Raw genomic sequence first — 22,297 nt, 5'->3', positions numbered from 1 at the left:
TGACAACCGTTGATCTGGGTCAGAGGCGAATGGAAGCGCGTGTCGAGCGATTCCTCGCTTGACACGCGCGCGGCGCCGGGCGGCTGCGGCCAGGGGATGCGCCGACGAGCGTCGGCGCGAGGCGATGAAGAAGATCCTGACCGGCCGCCGCGAAGCGGCCGGTCGGCCGTCACGGCGCGAAGAACACGTCGGTGCGGTTCGTCAGGTTGCCTGCGTTGGTCTGCACGAAGAACGGGTGGAACGACGATGACGGCATCACGTCGAGCCCCTGGTAGTCGCCGACGAAGAAGCCTTCCGCGTTGGGCGCGAGCTTCATGTCGAACGGGCCGCCGACGCGCCGCTCGTCGGCGAACGTCGCGCCGCCGTCATGCGAGATCTTGCGCCAGAAACCGGTCGGCAGCGTCGTCGTGTTGCCGGCCTGCAGGTCGCGGAAGTCGTAGTAGGTGACCATCACCGCACCGCCTTCGTTGACGCGCACCGATGGATTGAACGCGGGGCGCCCGGTCGGCGTGTTCAACTGCTGCGGCGTGCTCCACGTCGCGCCGCCGTCCTTCGACGTCGATACGGCGATCTCGTCGTACGTGCCGCCGTTGAAGCGGCTGTCCTGCCATACCACGTAGAGCTGCCCCGATGCCGGATCGATCGCGGGTTCCGGAATGACGTCGCCGGTGCGCACGGGCTCGCCGGTGTTCGGATCGGTGACGCCGACCGTCTGCAGCCCCGCGATCACCTGCGGCTTCGTCCACGTCGCGCCGTCGTCGGTCGACTTGATGAACGCGACCTTGCCGGCCGCCTTGCTGAACGGCGGCTGGATCAGGTCGAAGAAGTCGTAGAGCGTGCCGCTCTTCGGATCGACGACGATCTGGTTGCCGATCGTCTGCTGCCGCGACGGCACGTCGACGATGACTTTCGCGGCGCTCCACGTCTTGCCGCCGTCGGTCGTCTTCGAGAACAGCGTCGGCCCGCGGGACGCCTGCGTATGCAGGTTCGCGTACGGGTTGCCGTTCGGCAGCTCGAGGCGGTCCCATACCGCGTAGGCCGTGCCGGCCTTCACGGGGTTCGCCGTCACCGATTCCTTGTCGTTGAAGAACTGCGTCGTCGGTTCGTCGTTCGCGATCAGCACGGCCGGGCTGCTCCAGGTCTGCCCGCCGTCGGTCGACACCGACGCGGCCACCGCGTTGGCATTGTTCGACTGGTTGAACGAGATCGATACCGAATACGCGGTGCCGTCCGGCCCGAACGATACCCACGGATCGGACGCGCGCTCGTACTTCAGCCCGCCCGGCGCGCATGCGCTGAACGGCTGCGGCGTGCGGGCCCAGGTCGCGCCCGCGTCGAACGTGTAGCCGGCGACGAGCCCGTGGGCGCCGCCGTTCGACCAGCGGTCCTGCTGCCACACGCCGATCATGTTCGTCGGGTTCGCCGGGTTGACCGACAGCCACGGTTCGACCTCGGCGTTCACGTAGACCGTGCCGGGGCCGCCGATGGTGCAGGCGGCGAACGGGCTCGGGCCGGACACGCGCACGGGCTCCGCGTGCGCGGCGGCCGTGAACGCGAGCGCGGCGGCAATGGTCAGCCGGGTAACGAGCGGGTGAGGCAGGGTATTGCGTCGCATGGACTGCTCCTCGTTGACGTGCGGAAGCAGTGGCCTGACAGGCTGCGGCCTCGCGCGTCGTCGCGCGGGGCGTGCGCCTGGACTTCAACGCAGCGCGTCGACGCTTCGGATCTCGCGCCGGTGCGTGCCGGACAGTACGCCGCTTCTGCCATCGCAATCCGCCTTCGCTGGGTTCCGCCAGCGCATCGGTCAAGACTCCTTGTGATTCTTGTTGCTGTCGCGGCCGCTGTGCGTCTCATTCGACGATTGCCGTGAGGTGGAAGCAATGTAGGCCAACAAAACCCCGGAAAGCAGGCGATTTTTTGTAACAGGTCGTAGCCGGAAAGCGTTGCCGGAATCGCATGCGTGCGGGCAGAAAAAATTGCGGGAAAGTTCGCGGTATCGCGAGTGGAGAATCGAATCGAAGCGCGAATCGAAATCGCTGCGGAAATCGATTCGCGTTCAGCGATCCGCCGGAAAGCGCGCCTGCAGCATGCGCAGCCACCGCGCGACGACGTCGAGTTCGGCGTCGGAAAACCCGTCGCACAGCTTGCCGTTCAGCTCGCGCAGCAGCACGCGCGCCTTCTTCAGCGCGGCGTGGCCGTCGTCGGTGAGGAACAGGCGGGTCGCGCGGCCGTCGTCCGAATCGGCGTGGCGCGTGATGAGGCCGGCCTTTGCCATGCGGTCGGCGAGGCCCGTCATCGCGGACGGCGCGAGCTGCAGCGCCGCGCCGACCTCGCCGATCAGCGCGCCGTCCTGCTTCGCGAGACAGAACAGCACGCCGGCCTGCGCGGCGCTCGCGCGCGTCTCGGTTTCGGCCTTGCGGTCGATCCAGCGCTGCACGCGCCGCTGGCCGATGTTCAACAGGAAAAACAGTCGTCGGTCTTCGCTCAAGCTCGGTTTCCTGCTGGCGTGGAGGAGGGCGCGCGGTCCGCATCGCGCGGCCGGTCGAGTGCCCGCGCGAGCCAGTCGGCCACGTCGGGCCACAGCACGGTGCCGGGCCGGCTGCGAAAGAAGCCCATGTGCCCGACCGGGCCGCTGCCCGCCGCGCGCGGATCGATCTGGCGGCGTTCGACCTGCGCGTGGGCCAGATAGCTTACCAGCAGGCCGATCGCGGCCGGGTTCGCCCACGGATCGTCGTCGAAGCCGAGCGCGAGAATCGGCAACCGCTGCTTCGCGAAACGCTCGGCCGCGCCGAGCGTCGGATCGTCGAAGAAATAATGCGGCAGCGTCGTCCAGCGGCTCCATTCGCGGAACACGCCGGCCGGCATGTCCTCGCCGAGCCCGAGCCGCCTGCCGGGCACGTAGCCGAGCAGCGCCGACGTCAACGGGCCGAGCACACGCAGGATCAGCCGCACCTTCAGGCGTTCGGCCGCCTGGGTGATCAGTCGCGTGCTGCCCGCGTGCGATGCGACCATCACCGCCGCCCGCAGGTGGCGCGACCCGGCCGACAGCCCGATCGCGTGCCCGCCGACGCTGTGCCCGACCGCCAGCAGCGGCACGCCGGCGAACGCGCGCCGCGCCCACGCGGTCGCCGCCTCGACGTCGAGGTCGACCCAGTCGCGCATGCGCGCACGCAGGCGGTTCAGGCGCGCCGGACGCGACGCGCCGATGCCGCGATAGTTGTAGGTGAGCGCCGCGAAACCGCGCTCGGTCAGGAAGCGTGCGAAGCCCGCGTACAGCCGCTCCGGCACGGCCGTCGCCGGATGGATCAGCACCAGCGCGCGCGGCGCCGCGTCCGGCGACCACAGGGTGCCGCGCAGCGTGTAGCCGTCGGCGGCGGAAAACTCGATCGACTGGGTAGTCATGATGCCCTCGGTTCGATGGATATTTCGGATGCGAAATATAGTGCGAAAACTATTTCGCGCACGAAATATCTGTCGAGGGATGACTCGAAATACGCGGCGTGCCGCATGCGATGCGGCGCATCGAATTCATAAAACATTTGCATCTTTGCATAGAAGAATATTGCGTTTGTTTTATGGCTACGGGAAACGTATCGTCTGCGGTTCAACCCCGCCCGACCATTCATCCAGGAGATCACGTTGCTGAGCCGAATCGTCACGGCACTCTTGCTGGCGCTTGCCGCGCAGCCGGGCATGGCCAAAGACACCGTCACGCTGCGCGTCGGTGAACAGAACTACTTCAACATCCAGGCGTCGATGGAGGCGTCCGGCGTGCTGAAGGACCTGCCTTACACGATCGAGTGGAAGCATTTCCAGGCCGCCGCGCCCGTCGCCGAAAGCCTGAACGGCAATGCGATCGACGTCGGCTTCCTCGGCGATTCCGCGCTGCTCACGCTGGCCGCGCGCGGCGCGCCGGTGAAAGTGGTCGCGGTGTCGCGGCAGAGCCTCGACGGCGTTGCGATCCTCGTGCCGAAGAACTCGCCGGTGCGCACCGTTGCCGACCTGCAGGGCAAGACCATTGCCGTCTGGCGCGGCGCGTGGAGCCAGCAGCTCGTGCTGCGCGCGCTCGAGCACGCCGGCCTGCGCGCGGATTCCGTCAAGTACGCGTACCTGATGCCGATCGACGCAACCAACGCGCTCGCGAACGGCTCGGTCGACGCCGTATCGCTGTGGGAGCCGTTCGTCAGCACGCTCGCGCTGCGGCAGGGCGCACGGCCCGTGACGACCGCGCAGGGGCTGATGCCGGCGCTGAGTTTCGTCGCCGCGAACGAGCAGGCCGCCACGGGCAAACGCGCCGAGATCGCCGATTTCCTGCGGCGCGTCGTTGCCGCGCGCCAGTGGGTCGACAGCCATCCGCGCGAGTACGCCGACCTGTGGGCGAAGCGCGCGAAGCTCGAGCCGGACGTCGCGTACCGCTGGCTCAACAATGCGCACCAGCGCGTGGGCCCCGTCGACGACAGGGCCGCGAAGGATGCGCAGAACACCGCCGACTTCCTGCACAAGGCCGGCGTGATTCCGACCGCGTACGACACGGCGAAGCTGCTCGACCGCTCGTATGCGGGCGCGTTCGCCGCGCCCGCGCAGAAGACGGCCGCCGCGCAATAAGCGCCTTTCCCATCTTCGAAGGACATTCCGACATGCCCGTCGACATCATCGGCATGATCACCGCGACGCCCGGCGCGGAGGTCGACGTACCGGGCGGCGGCGCCGTCCAGCCCGACTACGTGCGGCGCTTCGCGCAGGCGCACGAGGCCGCCGGCTTCGACCAGATCCTGGTCGGCCATTTCAGCAACGCGGCTGACGGTTTCATCGTCGCGTCGTTCGCGGCCGCCGCGACCGAACGCATCCGCATCCTGCTCGCGCACCGGCCGGGCGTGATCGTGCCGTCGGCGGCCGCCCGGCAGATCGCGACGCTCGACGTGTTCAGCGGCGGCCGGCTCGCGCTGAACGTCGTGTCGGGCGGCGACGATGCCGATCTTCAGCGCGACGGCGATTTCGTGCCGCACGACGCGCGCTATCGCCGCACCGGCGAGTATCTCGACGTGCTGAAACGGATCTGGCAGGCCGACGCGCCGGTCGACCACGATGGCGCGTTCTACCGGCTGCGCGGCGCGTCGCCGCTCGTGAAGGGCGCGCAACGGCCGCATGTGCCGATCTATTTCGGCGGCTCGTCGCCGGCCGCGCTGGCGGTGGCGGGCGAGCATGCCGATGTCTACATGACGTGGGGCGAGCCGCTCGCGTCGGTGCGCGAGCAGATCGCGCGCGTGCGTGCGGCCGCCGCGCCGTTCGGGCGTGCGCCGCGCATCAGCGTGTCGTTCCGGCCGATCGTCGCCGATACCGAGGCGGCCGCATGGGAGAAGGCCGAGGCGATCCGCGCGCGCGTGCGCGCGGCGCGGCTCGCGAACGGCCAGCCGATCGACGGCCATGCGCCGCAAAACGCGGGCTCGCAACGGTTGATGGCCGCCGCCGCGCAGGGTGACGTGCTCGACGAGCGGCTGTGGATGGGCGTCGCGCACCTGACCGGCGCGCGCTGGAATTCGACCGCGCTGGTCGGCACGCCCGAGCAGGTCGCGCGTGCGCTCGGGGCGTATTACCGGCTCGGCGTGTCGACGTTCCTGATTCGCGGGTTCGATCCGCTCGACGATGCGCTCGCGTATGGCGATGCGCTGATTCCGGCGATTCATGCGCAGGTCGCGGAGCTCGACCGGCAGGGCGCGGCGGTTACCGCATAAGAGCGCGCGGCAGTCACGGGGTGCCGCGCGATGGCACCGCGTTGTTGCTGCGCCCGTCACCCCGGCTCAGAACGACGGCAATCCCGGCGGATTGGTTTGCGCACGCGCGATCGCCTCGCTCTGCAAACCCCAGCGCGCGAGCGCCTGTCCGTAGCGGCCATTGGCGATCAGCGTATTGGTGGCGAGCGTCAACGCATCGGCCAGGCCGCTGCCCTTGCGCGTCGCGATCGCCACGTCGGCGTTGGCCGGCCAGCCCGCGTTGACGAGCCCGACGCGCCGCAGCTTGCGGTCCCGCGCCGCTTCATGGGCGAGCGACGCGTTCGGGTTCAGTTCGGCATCGGCGCGGCCCGACAGCAGCGCGACGCGCGACGTCGCATCGTCGTCGAAATATTGCAGCTCGGCCGGCTTCAGCCCCTGCGCCACGTTGCGCTTGTTCCACTCGAGCAGGATGCGCTCCTGGCTCGTCCCCGCGCCCGTGATGATGCGCAGGCCGGCGATGTCCTTCGGCTCGGCGATCTTCGCGATCGGGCTGCCGGTGCGCACGTAGAAGCCGTGCAGCCCGAGCCGGTAGGTCGTGAAATCGTATTTCTCCTTGCGCTTCTCGGTCACGCCGACGTTCGAGATCACCGCGTCGTACTTGCCGGATGTCAGCCCGAGCGGCCAGTCGGCCCATGCGATCGGCACCAGCGCGAGCGTGCGGCCGAGCGCGTCGGCGACGAGCTGCGCATAGTCGGGATCGGCGCCGACCACGGTGCGCGCGTCGGTCGCGTAGGTCGACACGGGCGGCGCGTGCGGTGAAATCGCGACCGTGAATGCGCCGTCGCGCACCCAGCGGTAGCCGCTCGCCGCGCGAATCGCGGCCGGATCGCGCGGCGCGCGCACGCGGCCCGCCTGGCGCGGGTCGAGATCCGCGAGCGCGGCGGCGGCGAACGCCGTGCGCAGCGGCAGGCACGCCGTCGCGGCGAAGGCGGCGGTGAGGAACAGGCGTCGGTCGATCATCGGCATGTGTCTCGCTGGTCCGGAGAGGAAAGCGGGCGTCACAGCACCCGCGACAGGAACGCGCGCGTGCGCGCATGCGTCGGCGCGTCGAGCACGACGGCCGGCGGCCCGGATTCGACGATGCGCCCGCGCTCCATGAACAGCACGTTGTCCGCGACTTCGCGCGCGAAGCCGATCTCGTGCGTGACGATCACGAGCGTCGTGCCCGAGCGCGCGAGTTCCTTGATCACGTCGAGCACCTCGTTCACGAGTTCCGGGTCGAGCGCGGAAGTCGGTTCGTCGAACAGCAGCACCTTCGGGCGCAACGCGAGCGCCCGCGCGATCGCGACGCGCTGCTGCTGGCCGCCGGAAAGCTGGCGCGGATACGCATCGGCCTTGTCCGCGAGACCGACGCGCGCGAGCAGCGTGCGGGCGATGCGCTCGGCGGCGTCGCGCGTGGCGCCGCTGACGGCGACCGGCGCCTCGATCAGGTTCTCGAGCACCGTCAGGTGCGGGAACAGGTTGAAGTTCTGGAACACCATCCCGACGGCCGTGCGGCGCGTCAGCACGTCGCGTTCCTTCAGTTCGTAGAGCACGTCGCCGTCGCGGCGATAGCCGATCAGTTCGCCGTCGATGTCGATGAAGCCGTCGTCGACGCGTTCGAGATGGTTGATCGTGCGCAGCAGCGTCGACTTGCCCGAGCCCGACGGCCCGACGATCACGGTCACGCTGCCGCGCGGCGCGACGAACGAGACGTTGTCGAGCACACGCTGCATGCCGAACTGCTTCGACACCGCGTGCACCGCGACCTCGCCGCCCCGTTGCGGCGCGGCCGCCTCGGTGGCGGCCGGCGCCGCCGCGGCGGGCTTGCGTGCCGCGAGCCGCCGCCACAGCGCGCCGGCGCGAGCAAGTACGAAGGTGAGGGCGGACGGCGGCGGGTTGCGCAGCGCGCCGCGCGCATAGTGCCGCTCGACCTGCACCTGGATCGCCGACAGCACGGTCAGGATGATCAGATACCAGACGGTCGCGACCATCAGCAGCGGAATCACTTCGAGATTGCGGCGATAGATCACCTGCACCGTATAGAACAGCTCGGGCATCGCGAGCACGTAGACCATCGACGTGCCTTTCGCGAGCGAGATCAGGTCGTTGAACGCGGTCGGCAGGATCGCGCGCATCGCCTGCGGCAGCACGATCCGCGTGGTCTGGCGGCCGCGCGGCAGGCCGAGCGCGGCCGCCGCTTCGAGCTGGCCCTGATCGACCGCGAGAATGCCGCCGCGAATCACTTCCGCGGAAAACGCCGCGTGGTTCAGCGTGAGGCCGAGCACGGCCGCGAGGAACGGGCTGATCAGGTCGGTCGTCGCGACGTCGACGAACGTGATGCCGGTGAACGGCACGCCGAGCCGCACGTGTTCGTACAGGTAGCCGAGGTTGTTCAGGATCAGCAGCAGCACGATCAGCGGAATCGACCGGAACAGCCACACGAAGGCCCACGCGCTTGCCGACAGCAGCCGCGAACGCGACAGCCGGGCCAGCGCGACGAACGCGCCGAGCACGAAGCCGAACACCGCGCCGAGCAGCGTCAGCACCAGCGTGCGCGCGAGCCCCGACAGCACCGGCGGCGACAGGAACCATTCGGCGAACACCGGCCAGCCCCATTGCGGGTTGCCGATGACCGAAACCAGCACGAGCGCGATCAGCGCGACGGCGAGCACGGTGCCGGCCACGCTCGAACGATGCCGCGCGGGCACGATCCGGAAACGCGTGCCGGCGTCGCGCGCGGCGGGAGCAACGGGTGAAAGATGCGGCGAGGCCGCGCCGAGGTGGGTCGTGTCGCTCATGTCGGTACGGGCTCCGGTACGGTTCCTGTGGTTCCGCCTATCAGTCGGCCGGCGGCCGGCCGACTGGTCGTCAGGCCTGCGCGTCGGCCACGGTGGCGCGCTCCGCCTCGGCCGCCGCATAGCGGCTTGCCTTGCGCGGCAGGCCGAGATGGTCGCGCAGCGTCGCGCCGGGCAGGTCGCGGCTGTAACGGCCGCGCGCCTCGAGCACCGGGATCACGAGTTCGACGAAATCGTCGACGCCTTGCGCCTGCACCGGGAAGCCGAGGATGAAGCCGTCGCCGGCGCCCGCGTCGTGCCAGCGGATCAGCTCGTTGGCGACGTGCTCGGCCGTGCCGATGAAGTTCGGGCGCGGCGTCGCGACCGCGAGCGCCGTCTCGCGCAGCGACAGGCCTTTCTGTTTCGCGTCGGCCTTGATCCGGTCGGTGGTCGAGCGGAAGCTGTTGCGGCCGAGCTCGCCGAGTTCCGGGAACGGCGCGTCGAGCGCGTACTGCGTGAAATCGTGATGATCGAAATAGCGGCCCAGATAGGCGAGCGCCTCGTCGATCGTCAGCAGATCGCGGATCGCCTGGTATTTGTCCTCGGCCTCGGCGGCCGTGCGGCCGACGATCGGCCCGATGCCGGGGAAGATCTTCACGTCGTCGGCGCGGCGGCCGTGCTCGATCGCGCTCTGCTTCACGCGGCGCGTGAACGCGGCCGTTTCGTCGAGCGACGGCGAATGCGTGAACACGGCATCCGCATACTTGCCGGCGAGCCCGATGCCGGTGTCGGAGGAGCCGGCCTGGAAGATCACCGGCTGCCCCTGCGGGGACCGCTGGATGTTCAGCGGGCCCGCGACCTGGAAGAAGCGGCCGTGGTGATCGAGCGTGTGGAGCTTGTCGCGATCGAAGAAGCGGCCGGTCGCGCGGTCGCGCACGAAGGCGTCGTCGTCCCAGCTGTCCCACAGGCCCTGCACGACGTCGAGGTATTCGTCGGCGATCTCGTAGCGCAACGCATGATCGGGATGCGCCTTGCCGAAATTCTTCGCGGTGCCTTCGAGCGGCGTCGTCACGACGTTCCAGCCCGCGCGCCCGCCGCTGATCGCATCGAGCGACGCCAGTTGGCGGGCGACCGTGAACGGCTCGCTGTACGACGTCGAGATCGTGCCCGCGAGCCCGATCTTCTTCGTCGCGACCGCGAGCGCCGACAGCACGGTCAGCGGCTCGAAGCGGTTCAGGAAGTGCGGGATCGACTTCTCGTTGATGTAGAGGCCGTCCGCGACGAACGCGAACGCGACGCCGTGGTCCTCGGCCTTGCGTGCGATGCGCGTGATGAAGTCGAGGTTGATGCTTGCGTCCGGCGGGTTGCTCGGGTGCCGCCATGCGTTCATGTGGCTGCCTGCGCCTTGCAGCATCAGGCCGAATGGGATCGATCGTCGGGTCATGGGCGGGTCACGGATGAGTGTCGGTGAGAAGGGGGAAAGCCTGCGGCAACCGTGTTGGCAACGGCATCGGCGTCGCCCACGGGCGTAGCCGCGAGCGCGCCGCCGAGCCATTCGGCCGATGCGAGCCGCGCCGCATAGTCGGTCACCGGCGAATCGATCACGAACGCGTCGACGTCGAGCCGCCGGCTCAGTGCATCGAGCGCCTGGTGCACGCGCTCGGGGGTATCGGCCAGCACCGTCGGGCGCAGCTCGTCGATGCGGTAGTCGGACGCGCCGCTCTGCCGCGCGAATTCGGCGGCCGCCTGCGCGCTGGGGAGGTTGAAGCTCTGGCCGCCCGCGAGTTGCAGCTTGAAGATCTTCAGCGGCCCGATCAGTTGCTCGGCCTCGTCGCGCGTCGGCGCGGCCACCGCATACAGCGCGACCAGCGGCCGTGTGCCGCCCGCGCCGCGATACGCGTCGAGCGAGCGTTCGATGTTCGCGTCGTCGCCGTTGAAATGCCCCGCGTAGCAGAAGCGCCAGCCGTTGCGCGCGGCGAGCGCGCCGCTGTCCGGCGAGCCGCCGAGCAGGATGCGTTCGGGCGCCTGCGGCGGCGCGGGCAGCGCGACCGCGCCGGCGAGCGGGTGATCCTCGGCCACGCCCCAGCCGAGAAACGCGTCGAGTTCCGCGAGCTGGCCCGCGAAGTCCGGCTTGCGCGCCTTGTCGTGGAACCACTGCAGTGCGCGCGTGGTCAGCGGCAACCCGCCGGGCGCCTTGCCGACGCCGAGGTCGACACGGCCCGGCGCGAGCGCGGCCAGTACCTTGAACGTCTCGGCGACCTTGAACGGGCTGTAGTGCTGCAGCATCACGCCGCCCGAGCCGACGCGGATGCGTGACGTATGTGCGAGCAGGTGCGCGACGACGATCTCCGGCGCGGAGCTCGCGAAGGCCTGCGTGCCGTGATGCTCGGCGACCCAGAAGCGCTCGTAGCCGAGCTGTTCGGCGCGCTGCGCGAGCGTCGTGGTGAAGCGCAGCGCGTCGGCGGCGCTCGCGCCGTCGGCGATCGGACTCTTGTCCAGCAACGAAAGCGAGTAAGACATGGTGGGCGGCGAATCCTGCGGATGACGTTGACGATGGCGGGCGGATCAGGACTTCGGCAGCCCGGGCGGATTCGTGCGCGACTGGTCGATGGCCTCGGACGCGAGGTTCCAGCGCTCGAGGATCCGCTGGTACAGGCCGTTGCGGATCAACCCGTTCAGCGCGACCGTCAGCGGCTCGGCGAGGCCGCTGCCCTTGCGCGTCGCGATCGCGATGTCGGCGGTGCGCGGCCAGCCGCCGCTGATGGCGCCGACGAGCCGCGTCTTGCCTTGCTGCGCGCTCTGGTACGCGAGCACCGAGTTCACGCTGAACACGGCATCGGCGCGGCCCGACTGCACGGCGACGATGCGCATCGCCTGGTCGTCGTAGTACTGGATCTGCACGGGTTTCAGCCCGTGCGCGACGTTCTCGCGATCCCACGCGAGCAGGATCTTTTCCTGGTTGGTGCCCGCGTCGGTCACGACGCGCAGCCCCGCGACGTCCTTCGGCTCGCGGATCGACGGGATCCTGCTGTCGTTGCGCACGTAGAAGCCGACCTGGTCCTTGCGGTAGGTCGAGAAGTCGAATTTCTGCTTGCGCTCCTCGGTGACCGTGACGTTCGAGATCACCGCGTCGACCTTGCCGGACTCGAGCGCGAGCGGCCAGTCGGCCCACGCGAGCGCGACGATCTTCAGCTTGCGGCCGAGGCTGTCGGACACGAGCTGGCCGACGTCGGCGTCGAAGCCGATCACGGTGCGCGCGTCGGTCGCATACGAGCTGATCGGCGGCAGGCTCGGCGCGATGCCGATGGTCAGCGTGCCCGCCTCGGCGAACCGGAAGCCGGCCGGCAACGCCTGCTCGACCGCCGGGTTCACGGCGCCGCGCGGGCGGCCGCGCTGCTCGGGGCTCAGGTCGAACGTCGCGGCGGCCGCGACTGCGGCCGCGGCGAACGCGGTCAGGCCGATCAACGCGGTGGCCAGCGTGCGGATGACGTGGGAAGCGAAGGGAGCGGCTCGTTGCATGAAAGCGTCCTGTTTCTATCGTGGAGGGCGGAGTCGGATGGGAAGGCAGGCGGCTCAGCGCGGCAGCGCCGGCTCAGGCGCCCACAGGTCGGCCAGCGTCGACGTGCACGACGGATCGGCGAGATCCTTGCCGAACCGCAGGTGGTAATGCACCTCGGGGGCGATCGACGAATCGAACAGCCGCGTATAGCCGGTGCGGTCGTACAGCGCCCATGCTTCGGGCTGGCGAAAACCGGTAGTCAGGTAGATGCGGCGATAGCCCTGCTGCGCGGCGCGCGCTTCGAGCGCTTCGACGATGCGCCGCGCGAGGCCCTGGCGGCGCAGGTCCGCGCGGGTCCAGATGCGTTTGAGCTCGGCGGTCTGCGCGTCGTAGCGCTTGAACGCGCCGCCGCCGATCGTCTCGCCGTCGCGCAGCAGCAGCACGAACGCGCCTTCGGGCGGCGCGAACAGTTCGGCCGGGTAGCGCGCGAGCTCTTCGCGTGCGGACGCGTGGCTGTCGGGGCGATATGCGTTGTAACGGGTCGAATACTCGTCGATCAGGGCGTCGATCAGCGGTTGCGCGCGGACGTCGAGCGGCGTCGTGTCGATGATGCGGTCGGTCGTGGCCATGGGCATCGCGAAGGGCGCGCGATGCGGACGTTCGTTGCGGGCCTAGGGCACATGGCCTGTCCGTTATCTTCCGTTATCGCGACGCGGTTGTCGTGATGGCGGCGGCCGGTGCGCATCGTGCGGTGATGCGGATGGCGGGCCGCCGCCGTTTTGAACACGTTAGCGGCGCGGCCGGCAAAGGCGAACGAAGCAATTTCGATAAGGATTTCGCGGCGGACGTCAGAAGGCTCGCAGCGGAAGTGGGGTAGACGGGCGAAGGGGGCGCGTCTACGCCGCGCGTACTTCGGCAAGCAGGTCCGGATGACGGTCGAGGATCTTCAGCAGTTTCACGAGGGCGAGCGGCGGGTTCGTCTTGCCTGTTTCGTAACGGGAGAACGCGTTGACGCCGCCGCCGAAAAGCTCGGCCGCCTCGCGCTGGTCGAGCCGCAGCTTCTTGCGCACCTTCGCGATGTAATTCGGGTCGACGATGGTGGCGTTCACCTGCTTGTTGAACGCGCTGATCGCTTCGCCGAGACGGGTCGCCTCGTCGAGATCCAGTACCGATTCCCCGCAGGCCGGACAAAAATCGCCCGTTATGCCGGGGACGACCGTTGATCGACCCTTGTAGGTATAAGGGATGTCGCGCGTGTCGCGGACGAGCTTCGCGGCACCGCATGCAGGACACTTCATTTTCATCGCTCCTTGAAAGACACGATCAGCACATCGTCGATCACGGTCAGTTTCAGGTACACGTCGCCACGCACGGTGCGGCGCCGATACACGTCTTGCCATATTGTGTGGTCGGCGTACGTCGTCATGCTCTTGTGAAAGTCGAGGTCGGTCAGCGACATCACGACACCGATCGCGTCCATTTCGGTTAAGCCAAGTTGCCGAGCGCCGATTACCGCACTCGCGGTCAAACGCACCTTGCCGGTCTCGACGAGCGCTTTGACTCGGGACAGCTTGCAATGAGGCCTTCTCTTTTCCATTTGCGATCATAACCAAGTAAGTTAATTTGTCAAGTTGGTTAATGGCGAGCGCATGCGGTCCGCCATGACTGGCAGACAGCATGGGAAAAGGATGGATCCGGTTTTGGCCTATCGGCCGATGCTGGGCGGTTCGGCCGGCTCGGCAAGCTGGAACAGGCAATCGCCGCGCTGCACCTGCGCGGGCACGCGCTTGCATACCACTTCGCCGTCGCCCTTGAAGCGGTGCAGCACCGGCTCGCGCAGCGGCGTATCGGGGAAGTGCACCCACGCGGCCGGCTGCCCGGCCTTCACCTGGTCGCCGAGTTCGACGAGCGGCTCGTACAGCCCGCGCTCGTACGCATAGACGAAGTGGCGATCGCCGTCGACACGCATGAAGCGCGTGACGGTGGGCGGCGCGTCGGGCACGAGCGCGCCGCGCAGCAGGCCGATGTAGCCGAGGTAGTGCAGCAGCCCGTGGCGACCGAGCCGGATCAGCGACGGGTCGGCCATGCCGGCACCGCCGAGTTCGGTCACGATCGAGATCGCGCCCTGGCGGCGCGCGGCCGAGGCCGAGTGCACGGGATTCGGCGCGTGCAGCAGCGCGTTCTGCAACCCGAACGCGACCAGCAGCCCGTTGAGCTTCGCGGCTTCGTCGGCGTCGAGCGGGTCGATCGCGAGCATGTTGCCGCCCTGGTACAGCAGCGAGCTGCCGCCCGAATGCAGGTCGACCAGATACTGCGAGCGCGCCAGCAGGACATGCTCGATGTAGTGGGCGATCATCTGCGTCGGCGTGCCGGCCGGATCGCCGGGGAAGCTGCGATTCAGGTTGCCCTGGTCGAGCGGCGATACGCGCAGGCCCGCGTCCGCCGCCGGGAAATTCGCCATCGGCAGCAGGATCAGCTGCCCGCTGACCATCCCGGGCTCGATCTCGCGCATCAGTTGCGACACGATGATCTGGCCTTCGTACTCGTCGCCGTGGTTGCCGGCCATCACGAGCGCGACCGGGCCGTCGCCGTTGCGAATCGACGCGATCGGGATCGGCAGCCAGCCGTACGCCGAGCGGTGTACGGAATGCGGCAGCCGCAGGTAGCCCGCGTGCTTGCCTGGTGCGTCGAGATCGATTTCGCAGTGGATGGGGTTGCTGGGCTGGTAAGTGGCGGTCATGTTCGTCGGAGCGGGCGTCGGGCGGAGCATGCGCCATCTTATCGGGAAACAGGCGGGGCGCGGCGGACGGACGGGCTGCGCGGAGCGGTCAGGACGCGGGATGCGCCGGTCGGCCGGACGACGCGCGCCGCTCACGCATCATAGGGCGCGGCTTCGCGTCGAAGTCCCGCGCGCGTCATTCGGCTACAAATTCGGCTACAAAAAATCGCGGGAAGAACCACTTCGCATAACGATCGCCGCGGTTGCATCGATGAAACCATCCGGCGTCACGCCGGCGGCAGTGCATGCGCCCCGCGTCGCGCGCTGCCGCCTGCTTCGGCGCGGCGCCGGCGCGCGCCTGGCGTCACCGCGCGTCGGTTTCAGCTTCGAGACGTCCTTCTTCCCACAACGCCCAGAAACGGCTGCCGGCACGATATGGATTCGCGCGACGCGCGGCGTGATCGGCGATGCCCTGGCGAAACGCGCCGTACAGCGTCAGCGGCGGATTGTCCATGCACGCGGTGTCGCGCGGGTCGGGACTGCGGACGGTGGTCAGGCGGCGGATCAGCGCGGCGCCGTCGATCACGCTCTTTTCATTGATCGGCTCGCTGCTGCAGACGACTTCGACGGTATCCATGATTGCACTCCCCGAGTACGTTCGTTGTTACCCGTTGAACAGCAATAAGAATGCCAGGAGGGAATACCTGGCCGATGTGCCGATCGTGTGGGCTTCTGCAGCGAACTGCACGGCGCGTTCGGCCCGATGTTACGGAACATGTAACGTGACGCCGCGTGCGGCGCCTGATTCGTATCGCAGGTGAAACCGGCCGCGCCTGCGGATGCCGCGAAGCCGGGAGGAGGAACCGCGCGCGCCGTCAGCCCGCCGCAGCCGGCGCGACGCTTCGGCTGTCGTTCGAATAGAAGCGGTAGATGCCCTTGCCGGCCGATTTCGCGTCGTACAGCGCGCTGTCGGCCTGCCGGATCAGTTCGTCGGGCGCGTCGCAATCGCGGTCGAGTGCGATGCCGATGCTGATCCCCAGGATCACGGTCTCGCCGATCGACAGCGTGTACGGCGCCGAGATCTGCCGGATGATGCGCGCGGCGAGGAGCGAGCACGCGTGCATCGTCGCGTCGTCGATCGCGACGACGAATTCGTCGCCGCCGATGCGCGCGGCCAGCTCGCCGGGCGGCAGCGTCTTGCCGAGTCGCTCGGCGACCTGCGTCAGCACGTCGTCGCCGGCCTGGTGGCCGAACCGGTCGTTGATCGCCTTGAAGCCGTCGAGGTCGAGATACATGACGGCCGGCGCGAGGCCGTGACGGCGCGTGCGCCGCGCGAGCATCCGCTTGAGCTCCGCATGCAGTTCGTGGCGGTTCGGCAAACCCGTCAGCGCATCGTGCCGCGCCAGATGCCGGATGTGCTGCTCGGTCTGGCGGCGCGCGGTGACGTCCTCGACGATGATCACCGCGTTGCCGTCCGGCACCTGGCGGCGCGTCATCTCGAGCTGCCGCCCGTCGGCCAGCGTGATCTCGAACGGCGCGGGCTCGCGGCCAAGCCAGCCGGCGCAGCGCGCGGCCAGTTCGGCGCCGTCCGGGTCCGCGGCCGCGCCCGCGCCGAGCGCCGCCACGGCGTCCGGAAACGGCATGTTCAGCATGATCTGGCGCGGCGAGCCGAACAGTTGCGCGGTGCGCCGGTTCGCGACGATCACGCGGCGCTCGCCGTCGATCATGCACAGGCCGTGCGGCATGTAGGTGAGCGCGGCGTCGAAGCGCGCGACGAGTTCGGCGTTGCGCTGGCGCGCGGCGATCAGCGCGACGAGCACGCGATAGTGACGCTGGACGACCGTGCGCATCGCGGCGAGGTAGATCGCGAGCGGCGGCAGCAGCAGCCACGCGCCGCTGCGCGGCGCCAGCAACGCGCCGATGCCGATCGGCAGCACGCCGACCGTGACCTGCGTCATCGCGAGCCGGGGCAGCGCCGAATTGCGCGACGCGATCCCGCCGAACACGCCGCCCGCGACCATCACCGACAGCGTGCCGAGTTCGACGTCGACGGCCTGCACGCAGCCCATCACGCCGAGGCCGAGCACGAAGCACGCGACGAGCGACACGGGCGCATAGCACATCGCCCAGTATTCGGCGCGGTCGTCGCCGGCCTCCCGGCGCGCGACGCAGACGCGCGCGATCGCGACTCGCGCGGCGAGCAGGCCCACGTCGGCGATCAGCCAGATGAGACACCACGTCTGTTGCAGCCGGATCAGCGCGACGGCCGCGACGAAGCCGCTCGCGAGCCCGGACAGGAACATCGGCCGGATGTCTTCGAACAGGGGGGAAAGCAGGGACGGGCGCAGCGCGGCCGTCACACGGTGGTTGCCGGAGGGGGGAGTGGCGAGAACGGAGTGCAGGAGAGATGCCCTGACTGCCATGATCGACAACCTCGACACGAAGAGGGCTGGCGACGCCCACGCGGCACCGTTGCGGGCGAAACCGTTCGCCGGATGCGCACGACATTATCACGAAACATGGCAGTCCGGTCGGACGAATCCCGGGGCGATGACCGTTATAAGCATTCCAATAAGGAATACATGCGAGAAACGCTATAGCCGCCATCCTGTAAAAAATGACAGAATGCGCGCCGCTCCGAACGTCGCGACATCCGATCGCCGTCCGAGCCGTATCAGGAGGTTCCCCCCAATGAAAAACCACGGCCTGTCACGGCGGGGTTTTCTGAAAGCCAGCGTGCTGGCGGGCGTCGCGGTGTATGTCGCGCCCCTGGGCAGCCGCGCATTCGCGGCGCTCTTCGAAGAAAAACTCCTCACCCCCGTCAAATGGGATAGCGTCACCGGCATCCCCCAATTCCGCATCGACGGCATCGCGAAGGTCACGGGCTCGAAAGTGTTCGCCCGTGACGTGCGCGCAGCCGACATGCCGCACTGGCCGCAGCAGCAGTCGCATGCGCTGATCCTGCGCGTCACGCAGGCCGACCGCACGTACGAAGGCTTCGACCTTTCGCTGCTCGGCGACGAGCTGAAACCGGATCGCGTGGTCACGGCCGACGATCTCGTGCGCGACGGCGTCGCGTTCCCGGCGTTCTACGGCGACGACATGCTGCTGCCCGCCGGCAAGACGCCCGCGTATCTCGGCCATGCGGTCGCGATCCTCATCTACCACGACTTCGCGCGCTTCCGCTTCGCGAAGAACGCGCTCAAGTTCCGCGACGACGTGATCCGCTACGGCGCGGTCACGGGCCCGCTCGAGCGCGATCCGTGGGGCACCTTCCGCTACGTGCGCGTGGGCGGCAAGACGGCCTACGACGACGACGTCTATTCGAGCCTGAAGGACGCGCCGATCTTCCCGAGCATGATGCGCAAGCACCTGCCGGTATGGCCGGACGGCAAGGAGCACGGCAAGCTCGACGAGCAGGGCATGTTCCTGGCCGGGCAGATTGCCGACGAGCTCGACCATCCGTCGGCCGACTGGCTCGTGTTCGACCGCGAGTACAACACGCAGTCGGTCGATACGGCCGCACTCGAACCCGACAACGCGAACTGCTGGTACGACGCCGCGACGCAGTCGCTGCATCTCGTCGTGCCGACGCAGTCGCCGCTCGAAGTGTCGGAGAACGCGGCCGCGATGGTCGCGAAGTGCCGCTTCCCGGTGAAGAAGCTGTTCGTCCATCCGTGCTACACGGTCGGCTACGGCTCGAAAGATCACTTCAACGTGCCGTTCTACGGCCTCGTCTGCGCGCTGTACGCGGACGGCCGCCCGGTGCGTTTCGCGAACGACCGCTACGAACAGTTCCAGACGTCGCTGAAGCGTCACGCGTTCAAGATGCATTACCGGATCGCGGTGGACCGCAACACGGGCCTGCTGCAGTCGTTCAAGGGCGACTTCGAGGCGAACGGCGGCGGGCGCTCGAACTTCTCGCCGTCGGTCGCGATGGTCGGCGCGACCGCCGCGCAATCGATCTACTACTTCCCGAAGAGCGACCTGGCCGCCGTCGCGATCGCGTCGCGCGCGATCGACGCGGGTTCCGCGCGCGGCTACGGCACGCTGCAGAGCATGGCGGCGACCGAGATGGCGGTCGACGAGATCGCCGCGCAGCTGAACATCGACCCGATCGATTTCCGTCTGCGCAACGCGCTGCGTTCGGGGATGAAGAACACGCAAGGGGCGATTCCCGCCGGCGCGCTGCGCGTCGACGAGGTGCTCGAGCGCTCGAAGCAGCATCCGCTGTGGACGCGCCGCGCCGCGCGCAAGGCCGAATACGAGGCGGCGAACCCGGGCAAGCGCTACGGCGTCGGCTTCGCGTGCGTGCAGAAGGATTTCGGCACGGGCGCGGAAGCGTCGTTCGCGAAGGTCGAATTCGACGAGAACGGCAAGGTGTCGCTGCGGCACACGGCTGCCGAGATCGGCACCGGGATGTCGACGTCGCAGGCCGTGGCCGTCGCGAAGTGGCTCGGCCGTCCGGCGACGGACGTGCAGGTCGCCCTGACCGAATGGCCGGACCTGCCGGTCGAGACCAGCGGCGATCCGTACATCATGTCGCAGGCCGACCAGGACCGCCTGAGCGCGAACCCGCGCTGGTCGCCGAGCTATGCGTCGCCGTCGAGCGCGACGAACTCCGCGTACTACTTCACGCACAGCACGCGCGAAGCCGCGCGCGCGGTGTTCCGCTACGGCCTGTGGCCGGCGGCGATGTCGATCTGGACGCGCGGCCTCGGCGGCGGCCAGGCCGCGCCGTACACGATCCGCATCGAGGACGCGCGCTGGGTCGACGGCAAGCTGACCGCCGACGGCCTCGAGCCACTGTCGTTCGAACAGCTCGCGAAGCAGGCGCATGCGCTCGGCCTGCCGACCGGCGCCGTCGTGCACGTGTTCAACCGCTGGCAGTGGACCGACGCCGAGTTCGAGGTGGGCGGCGTGGTCGAACGTTTGCCGATCGACGGGTTGTCGCTGCGCGTCGGCGCGCCGAAGACGGGCGACAACGGCCCGGTGCCCGGCACCGCCGCGCCCGCCGGCGCGACCGCGATGCGCGGCACGCTGCCGCCCACCGCGAACGGCTACCGCGTGCTGGACCGCAAGCGCGTGTTCATCCCGCCGACGAGCCGCAACAACGCGGCCGTCACGTACTACACGGCGGTCGGCACGCTGGTCGAGCTGGCCGTGCACGAAGCGACCGGCAAGGTCGAGCTGCTCACGCATCATTCGGTCATGGAATGCGGCAACCAGATTTCGCCGCAGCTCGTGTCTGGGCAGTTGCAGGGCGGTCTCGCGATGGGTATCGGCCACGCGCTGCACGAATACCTGCCGCTGTATGAAGACGGCCCCGGCAACGGCACGTGGAACTTCAACCGTTACCAGCTGCCGCGCGCATCCGACGTCGCCGTCTGGACGCAGACGGGCGACGTGTTGCCGCCGCTGTCCGAGACCGATCCGCCGAAGGGCGTCGCCGAAGTGGTGATGATTCCCGTCGTCGGCGCGATCGTGAACGGCATCGCGCACGCGATCGGCCATCGTTTCACCGACCTGCCGGTGACCCCGCAAAAGATTCAGGAGGTGCTCGCATGACGACCGCCCAAACCGCCGCGTCGACTGCCAGCGCCACCAGCGCCGCCGGCGTCGTTCCCGCGGCTGCCGTCTCCACCGGCGCCGCCGGCGCGCCGGCTCCGGCATCCGCCGCTGTCCCGGCGCCGGCGGCCGCGCCAGCCGCGCCGGTCGAGCGCCCGCTCGTCCGCTATCGGCCGAAGCCGCTGTCGATCAACATCAACGGCAAGTCCGTCGGCCCGATGCAGGTGCCGGAAGGGCTGATGATGATCGAGTTCCTGCACGAATACGCGGGCCTCACCGGGTCGCGGCTCGGCTGCGGGCAGGGCATCTGCCACGCGTGCGTCGTGATCGTCGACAAGCCGGACGGCACGAGCGAGGAAATGCGCACCTGCATCACCGGCGCGCATTTCTTCCACGGCCGCTCGATCCGCACGATCGAAGGCCACGCGAAGCGCAACGATGCGGGCGAAGTGGTCGAGCTGTCGTCGATCCAGCAGAAGTTCCTCGAGCATTTCAGCTTCCAGTGCGGCTATTGCACGCCGGGCTTCGTCAACGCGGCGACCGTGCTGATCGAACGCCTGAAGCGCGAGCCGGTGGCGAAGGCCGACGTCGAGCGCACGATCACCGAGGCGCTCGATGCGCACCTCTGCCGCTGCACGGGCTATGTCCGTTACTACGAAGCCGTCAAGGACGTGGTGCTGACGACGCCGGGACTCGTGAAGGACGCCGCATGAAACGCACATTCGCCCAACGGGCCGCGCGCGTTGCCCGCGTGCCCGCGCTCGCGGCGGCTTGCGCGCTGCTGCTCGCCGCGTGCGGCGGCCACGACGCACCGGCCGCCGGCATTGCGCCGACGCCCGAGCAGATCGCGCGCGGTCGTTATCTCGTCAAGGCCGCCGACTGCGCTGCGTGCCACACCGCGAAGGACGGCGCGCCGTTCGCCGGCGGCGCACCCCTCGAATCGCCGTTCGGCACGTTCTACGGCTCGAACATCACGCCGGACAAGGATCACGGGATCGGCAGCTGGAGCGCGGACGATTTCTACGCCGCGCTGCATGACGGCAAGGCGCCGGGCAAGCGCCTGTATCCGTCGATGCCGTACACGTCGTACCGGCAGCTCACGCGTGCCGATTCCGACGCGATGTACGCGTACCTGAAGACCGTCAGGCCGGTCGCGCAGGAAAACCGCGAGCACGAGCTGAAGTTCCCGTACAACCTGCGTTTCGGGATGGTCTTCTGGGACATGGTGTTCCTGAAGGACAGCCTGCCCGACGCATCGACCGGCGAGTCCGCCGACTGGCGGCGCGGCCGTTATCTGGCGGGTGCGCTCGGCCACTGCGCGGAATGCCACACGCCGCGCGCGTTCACGGGCCAGCTCGACAGCGCGAAGCCGTTCGCGGGCGCGGCGCTCGGCCGCGTGGCCGCGCCCGACATCACGCCGGCCGGCCTGGCCGCGCGCGGCTGGACGGGCGCCGACCTGCAGACGTTCTTCGGCGTTGGCATCGCGCCGCAAGGCTCGGCATTCGGCGAGATGTACCCGGTCGTGCACCTGAGCACGCAGTACATGACGAAGGACGACCTGCGCGCGCTGTCCGTGTACCTGCTGGGCGATACGCCGCCCGCGCCGCAACCGGTGAAGCCGGTGTCGGCCGACGCCGCGCAGCTCGCGGCCGGCCGCTCGGTGTATCTCGCGGTCTGCGCGGGCTGTCACGGCTTCAACGGCGAAGGCAAGCCGCACGTGGCGGTGCCGATGAACGGCAATTCGACCCTGCGGCAGGGCGATCCGCGCAACCTGCTGGTCGCGATGCTCGACGGCATCGGCGAGCAGAAGTTCGCCGGGTTCGAGAACCTGCAGCCAATGCCCGGTTTCGCGCACACGCTGAGCGACGACGAACTCGCGCAGCTCGCGAACTACCTGCGTGCGACGTGGGGCGGCCAGCCCGCGAGCGTCACGCCGGCCGACGTGAAGGCCATGCGCTGACGGGGAAGGGCGGGGCGGCCGGTT

General features: G+C 68.9%; 19 protein-coding genes. 5 read left to right on the top strand and 14 right to left on the bottom strand.

What is annotated here, in order from left to right; translation table 11 throughout:
* Positions 1-169: 169 nt before the first annotated feature.
* The 3 genes from WT26_RS27700 to WT26_RS27690 form a co-directional block, all read right to left on the bottom strand.
* Complete coding sequence (locus WT26_RS27700; RefSeq protein WP_069274416.1) at positions 170-1,615, bottom strand: sialidase family protein; 1,446 nt, start codon at positions 1,613-1,615, stop codon at positions 170-172.
* Positions 1,616-2,056: 441 nt separating this feature from the next.
* Positions 2,057-2,488 carry a MarR family winged helix-turn-helix transcriptional regulator gene (locus tag WT26_RS27695; protein ID WP_069274415.1) on the bottom strand — a complete coding sequence of 144 codons (432 nt, stop codon included), beginning with the start codon at positions 2,486-2,488 and terminating at the stop codon, positions 2,057-2,059.
* On the bottom strand, positions 2,485-3,402 hold the full coding sequence (locus tag WT26_RS27690; RefSeq protein ID WP_069274414.1) for a serine aminopeptidase domain-containing protein: 918 nt from the start codon (positions 3,400-3,402) through the stop codon (positions 2,485-2,487). The genes WT26_RS27695 and WT26_RS27690 overlap by 4 nt, the downstream gene beginning before the upstream one ends.
* A 237-nt stretch (positions 3,403-3,639) precedes the next feature.
* Here WT26_RS27690 and WT26_RS27685 point away from each other — a divergent pair, with 237 nt between their 5' ends.
* On the top strand, positions 3,640-4,605 hold the full coding sequence (locus WT26_RS27685) for an ABC transporter substrate-binding protein (protein ID WP_196487615.1): 966 nt from the start codon (positions 3,640-3,642) through the stop codon (positions 4,603-4,605).
* Positions 4,606-4,637: 32 nt separating this feature from the next.
* Positions 4,638-5,732, top strand: coding sequence for an LLM class flavin-dependent oxidoreductase (locus WT26_RS27680; protein WP_069274413.1), 1,095 nt, complete (start codon positions 4,638-4,640; stop codon positions 5,730-5,732).
* 66 nt (positions 5,733-5,798) lie between these two features.
* On the opposite strand, the gene WT26_RS27675 is transcribed toward WT26_RS27680, so the two are convergent.
* The 11 genes from WT26_RS27675 to WT26_RS27620 all read right to left on the bottom strand — a co-directional run bounded on the left by WT26_RS27675 (position 5,799) and on the right by WT26_RS27620 (position 17,168).
* Positions 5,799-6,731: an ABC transporter substrate-binding protein gene (locus WT26_RS27675; RefSeq protein WP_069275163.1), complete on the bottom strand. Its 933-nt coding sequence runs from the start codon at positions 6,729-6,731 to the stop codon at positions 5,799-5,801.
* Positions 6,732-6,769: 38 nt separating this feature from the next.
* Entirely contained in the window at positions 6,770-8,551 is a 1,782-nt protein-coding gene (locus WT26_RS36510) for an amino acid ABC transporter permease/ATP-binding protein (protein WP_081333772.1), read from the bottom strand.
* 70 nt (positions 8,552-8,621) lie between these two features.
* Positions 8,622-9,971, bottom strand: coding sequence for an LLM class flavin-dependent oxidoreductase (locus WT26_RS27660; RefSeq protein WP_069274412.1), 1,350 nt, complete (start codon positions 9,969-9,971; stop codon positions 8,622-8,624).
* Positions 9,968-11,047 carry an LLM class flavin-dependent oxidoreductase gene (locus tag WT26_RS27655; protein ID WP_069274411.1) on the bottom strand — a complete coding sequence of 360 codons (1,080 nt, stop codon included), beginning with the start codon at positions 11,045-11,047 and terminating at the stop codon, positions 9,968-9,970. The genes WT26_RS27660 and WT26_RS27655 overlap by 4 nt, the downstream gene beginning before the upstream one ends.
* Positions 11,048-11,092: 45 nt before the next feature.
* Positions 11,093-12,046, bottom strand: coding sequence for an ABC transporter substrate-binding protein (locus WT26_RS27650; protein ID WP_069274410.1), 954 nt, complete (start codon positions 12,044-12,046; stop codon positions 11,093-11,095).
* A 54-nt stretch (positions 12,047-12,100) separates the two neighbouring features.
* Complete coding sequence (locus WT26_RS27645; protein WP_069274409.1) at positions 12,101-12,655, bottom strand: GNAT family N-acetyltransferase; 555 nt, start codon at positions 12,653-12,655, stop codon at positions 12,101-12,103.
* Between the two features lie 267 nt (positions 12,656-12,922).
* The gene (locus WT26_RS27640) at positions 12,923-13,324 is read right to left on the bottom strand and encodes a type II toxin-antitoxin system MqsA family antitoxin (RefSeq protein WP_069274408.1); all 402 of its coding nucleotides are present in this window, start codon (positions 13,322-13,324) and stop codon (positions 12,923-12,925) included.
* A gap of 2 nt (positions 13,325-13,326) precedes the next feature.
* Positions 13,327-13,623: a type II toxin-antitoxin system MqsR family toxin gene (locus tag WT26_RS27635; protein WP_069274407.1), complete on the bottom strand. Its 297-nt coding sequence runs from the start codon at positions 13,621-13,623 to the stop codon at positions 13,327-13,329.
* Positions 13,624-13,731: 108 nt separating this feature from the next.
* A complete protein-coding gene (locus WT26_RS27630) occupies positions 13,732-14,766 on the bottom strand; it encodes a succinylglutamate desuccinylase/aspartoacylase family protein (RefSeq protein ID WP_069275162.1) in 1,035 nt (344 codons plus the stop codon).
* A gap of 343 nt (positions 14,767-15,109) precedes the next feature.
* Positions 15,110-15,382: a hypothetical protein gene (locus WT26_RS27625; protein WP_069274406.1), complete on the bottom strand. Its 273-nt coding sequence runs from the start codon at positions 15,380-15,382 to the stop codon at positions 15,110-15,112.
* A gap of 238 nt (positions 15,383-15,620) precedes the next feature.
* Positions 15,621-17,168 carry a sensor domain-containing diguanylate cyclase gene (locus WT26_RS27620; protein WP_069274405.1) on the bottom strand — a complete coding sequence of 516 codons (1,548 nt, stop codon included), beginning with the start codon at positions 17,166-17,168 and terminating at the stop codon, positions 15,621-15,623.
* Between the two features lie 268 nt (positions 17,169-17,436).
* Here WT26_RS27620 and WT26_RS27615 point away from each other — a divergent pair, with 268 nt between their 5' ends.
* Genes WT26_RS27615 through WT26_RS27605 form a run of 3 tightly spaced genes read left to right on the top strand, consistent with a single transcriptional unit; the run spans position 17,437 to position 22,273 of the window.
* The gene (locus tag WT26_RS27615; RefSeq protein ID WP_059667526.1) at positions 17,437-20,313 is read left to right on the top strand and encodes a xanthine dehydrogenase family protein molybdopterin-binding subunit; all 2,877 of its coding nucleotides are present in this window, start codon (positions 17,437-17,439) and stop codon (positions 20,311-20,313) included.
* Positions 20,310-21,026, top strand: a complete 717-nt coding sequence (locus tag WT26_RS27610; protein ID WP_069274404.1) for a (2Fe-2S)-binding protein — start codon at positions 20,310-20,312, stop codon at positions 21,024-21,026. The genes WT26_RS27615 and WT26_RS27610 overlap by 4 nt, the downstream gene beginning before the upstream one ends.
* Positions 21,023-22,273 carry a cytochrome c gene (locus WT26_RS27605; RefSeq protein ID WP_069274403.1) on the top strand — a complete coding sequence of 417 codons (1,251 nt, stop codon included), beginning with the start codon at positions 21,023-21,025 and terminating at the stop codon, positions 22,271-22,273. Before WT26_RS27610 ends, WT26_RS27605 begins: the two co-directional genes overlap by 4 nt.
* Positions 22,274-22,297 lie beyond the last annotated feature (24 nt).

Origin of the sequence: Burkholderia cepacia (assembly GCF_001718835.1) — a bacterium.
Classification (GTDB): Bacteria; Pseudomonadota; Gammaproteobacteria; order Burkholderiales; family Burkholderiaceae; genus Burkholderia; species Burkholderia cepacia_F.
This window is presented reverse-complemented; position numbering and strand designations above follow the sequence as displayed.

What these genes read in the sequence shown, in the direction of transcription:
- WT26_RS27640 (WP_069274408.1), bottom strand. Translation starts at nt 13,324, where the DNA reads ATGAAGTGTCCTGCATGCGGTGCCGCGAAGCTCGTCCGCGACACGCGC.
- WT26_RS27625 (WP_069274406.1), bottom strand. Translation starts at nt 15,382, where the DNA reads ATGGATACCGTCGAAGTCGTCTGCAGCAGCGAGCCGATCAATGAAAAG.
- WT26_RS27660 (WP_069274412.1), bottom strand. Translation starts at nt 9,971, where the DNA reads ATGACCCGACGATCGATCCCATTCGGCCTGATGCTGCAAGGCGCAGGC.
- WT26_RS27655 (WP_069274411.1), bottom strand. Translation starts at nt 11,047, where the DNA reads ATGTCTTACTCGCTTTCGTTGCTGGACAAGAGTCCGATCGCCGACGGC.
- WT26_RS27680 (WP_069274413.1), top strand. Translation starts at nt 4,638, where the DNA reads ATGCCCGTCGACATCATCGGCATGATCACCGCGACGCCCGGCGCGGAG.
- WT26_RS36510 (WP_081333772.1), bottom strand. Translation starts at nt 8,551, where the DNA reads ATGAGCGACACGACCCACCTCGGCGCGGCCTCGCCGCATCTTTCACCC.
- WT26_RS27645 (WP_069274409.1), bottom strand. Translation starts at nt 12,655, where the DNA reads ATGGCCACGACCGACCGCATCATCGACACGACGCCGCTCGACGTCCGC.
- WT26_RS27700 (WP_069274416.1), bottom strand. Translation starts at nt 1,615, where the DNA reads ATGCGACGCAATACCCTGCCTCACCCGCTCGTTACCCGGCTGACCATT.
- WT26_RS27650 (WP_069274410.1), bottom strand. Translation starts at nt 12,046, where the DNA reads ATGCAACGAGCCGCTCCCTTCGCTTCCCACGTCATCCGCACGCTGGCC.
- WT26_RS27630 (WP_069275162.1), bottom strand. Translation starts at nt 14,766, where the DNA reads ATGACCGCCACTTACCAGCCCAGCAACCCCATCCACTGCGAAATCGAT.
- WT26_RS27610 (WP_069274404.1), top strand. Translation starts at nt 20,310, where the DNA reads ATGACGACCGCCCAAACCGCCGCGTCGACTGCCAGCGCCACCAGCGCC.
- WT26_RS27690 (WP_069274414.1), bottom strand. Translation starts at nt 3,402, where the DNA reads ATGACTACCCAGTCGATCGAGTTTTCCGCCGCCGACGGCTACACGCTG.
- WT26_RS27605 (WP_069274403.1), top strand. Translation starts at nt 21,023, where the DNA reads ATGAAACGCACATTCGCCCAACGGGCCGCGCGCGTTGCCCGCGTGCCC.
- WT26_RS27635 (WP_069274407.1), bottom strand. Translation starts at nt 13,623, where the DNA reads ATGGAAAAGAGAAGGCCTCATTGCAAGCTGTCCCGAGTCAAAGCGCTC.
- WT26_RS27620 (WP_069274405.1), bottom strand. Translation starts at nt 17,168, where the DNA reads ATGGCAGTCAGGGCATCTCTCCTGCACTCCGTTCTCGCCACTCCCCCC.
- WT26_RS27615 (WP_059667526.1), top strand. Translation starts at nt 17,437, where the DNA reads ATGAAAAACCACGGCCTGTCACGGCGGGGTTTTCTGAAAGCCAGCGTG.
- WT26_RS27675 (WP_069275163.1), bottom strand. Translation starts at nt 6,731, where the DNA reads ATGATCGACCGACGCCTGTTCCTCACCGCCGCCTTCGCCGCGACGGCG.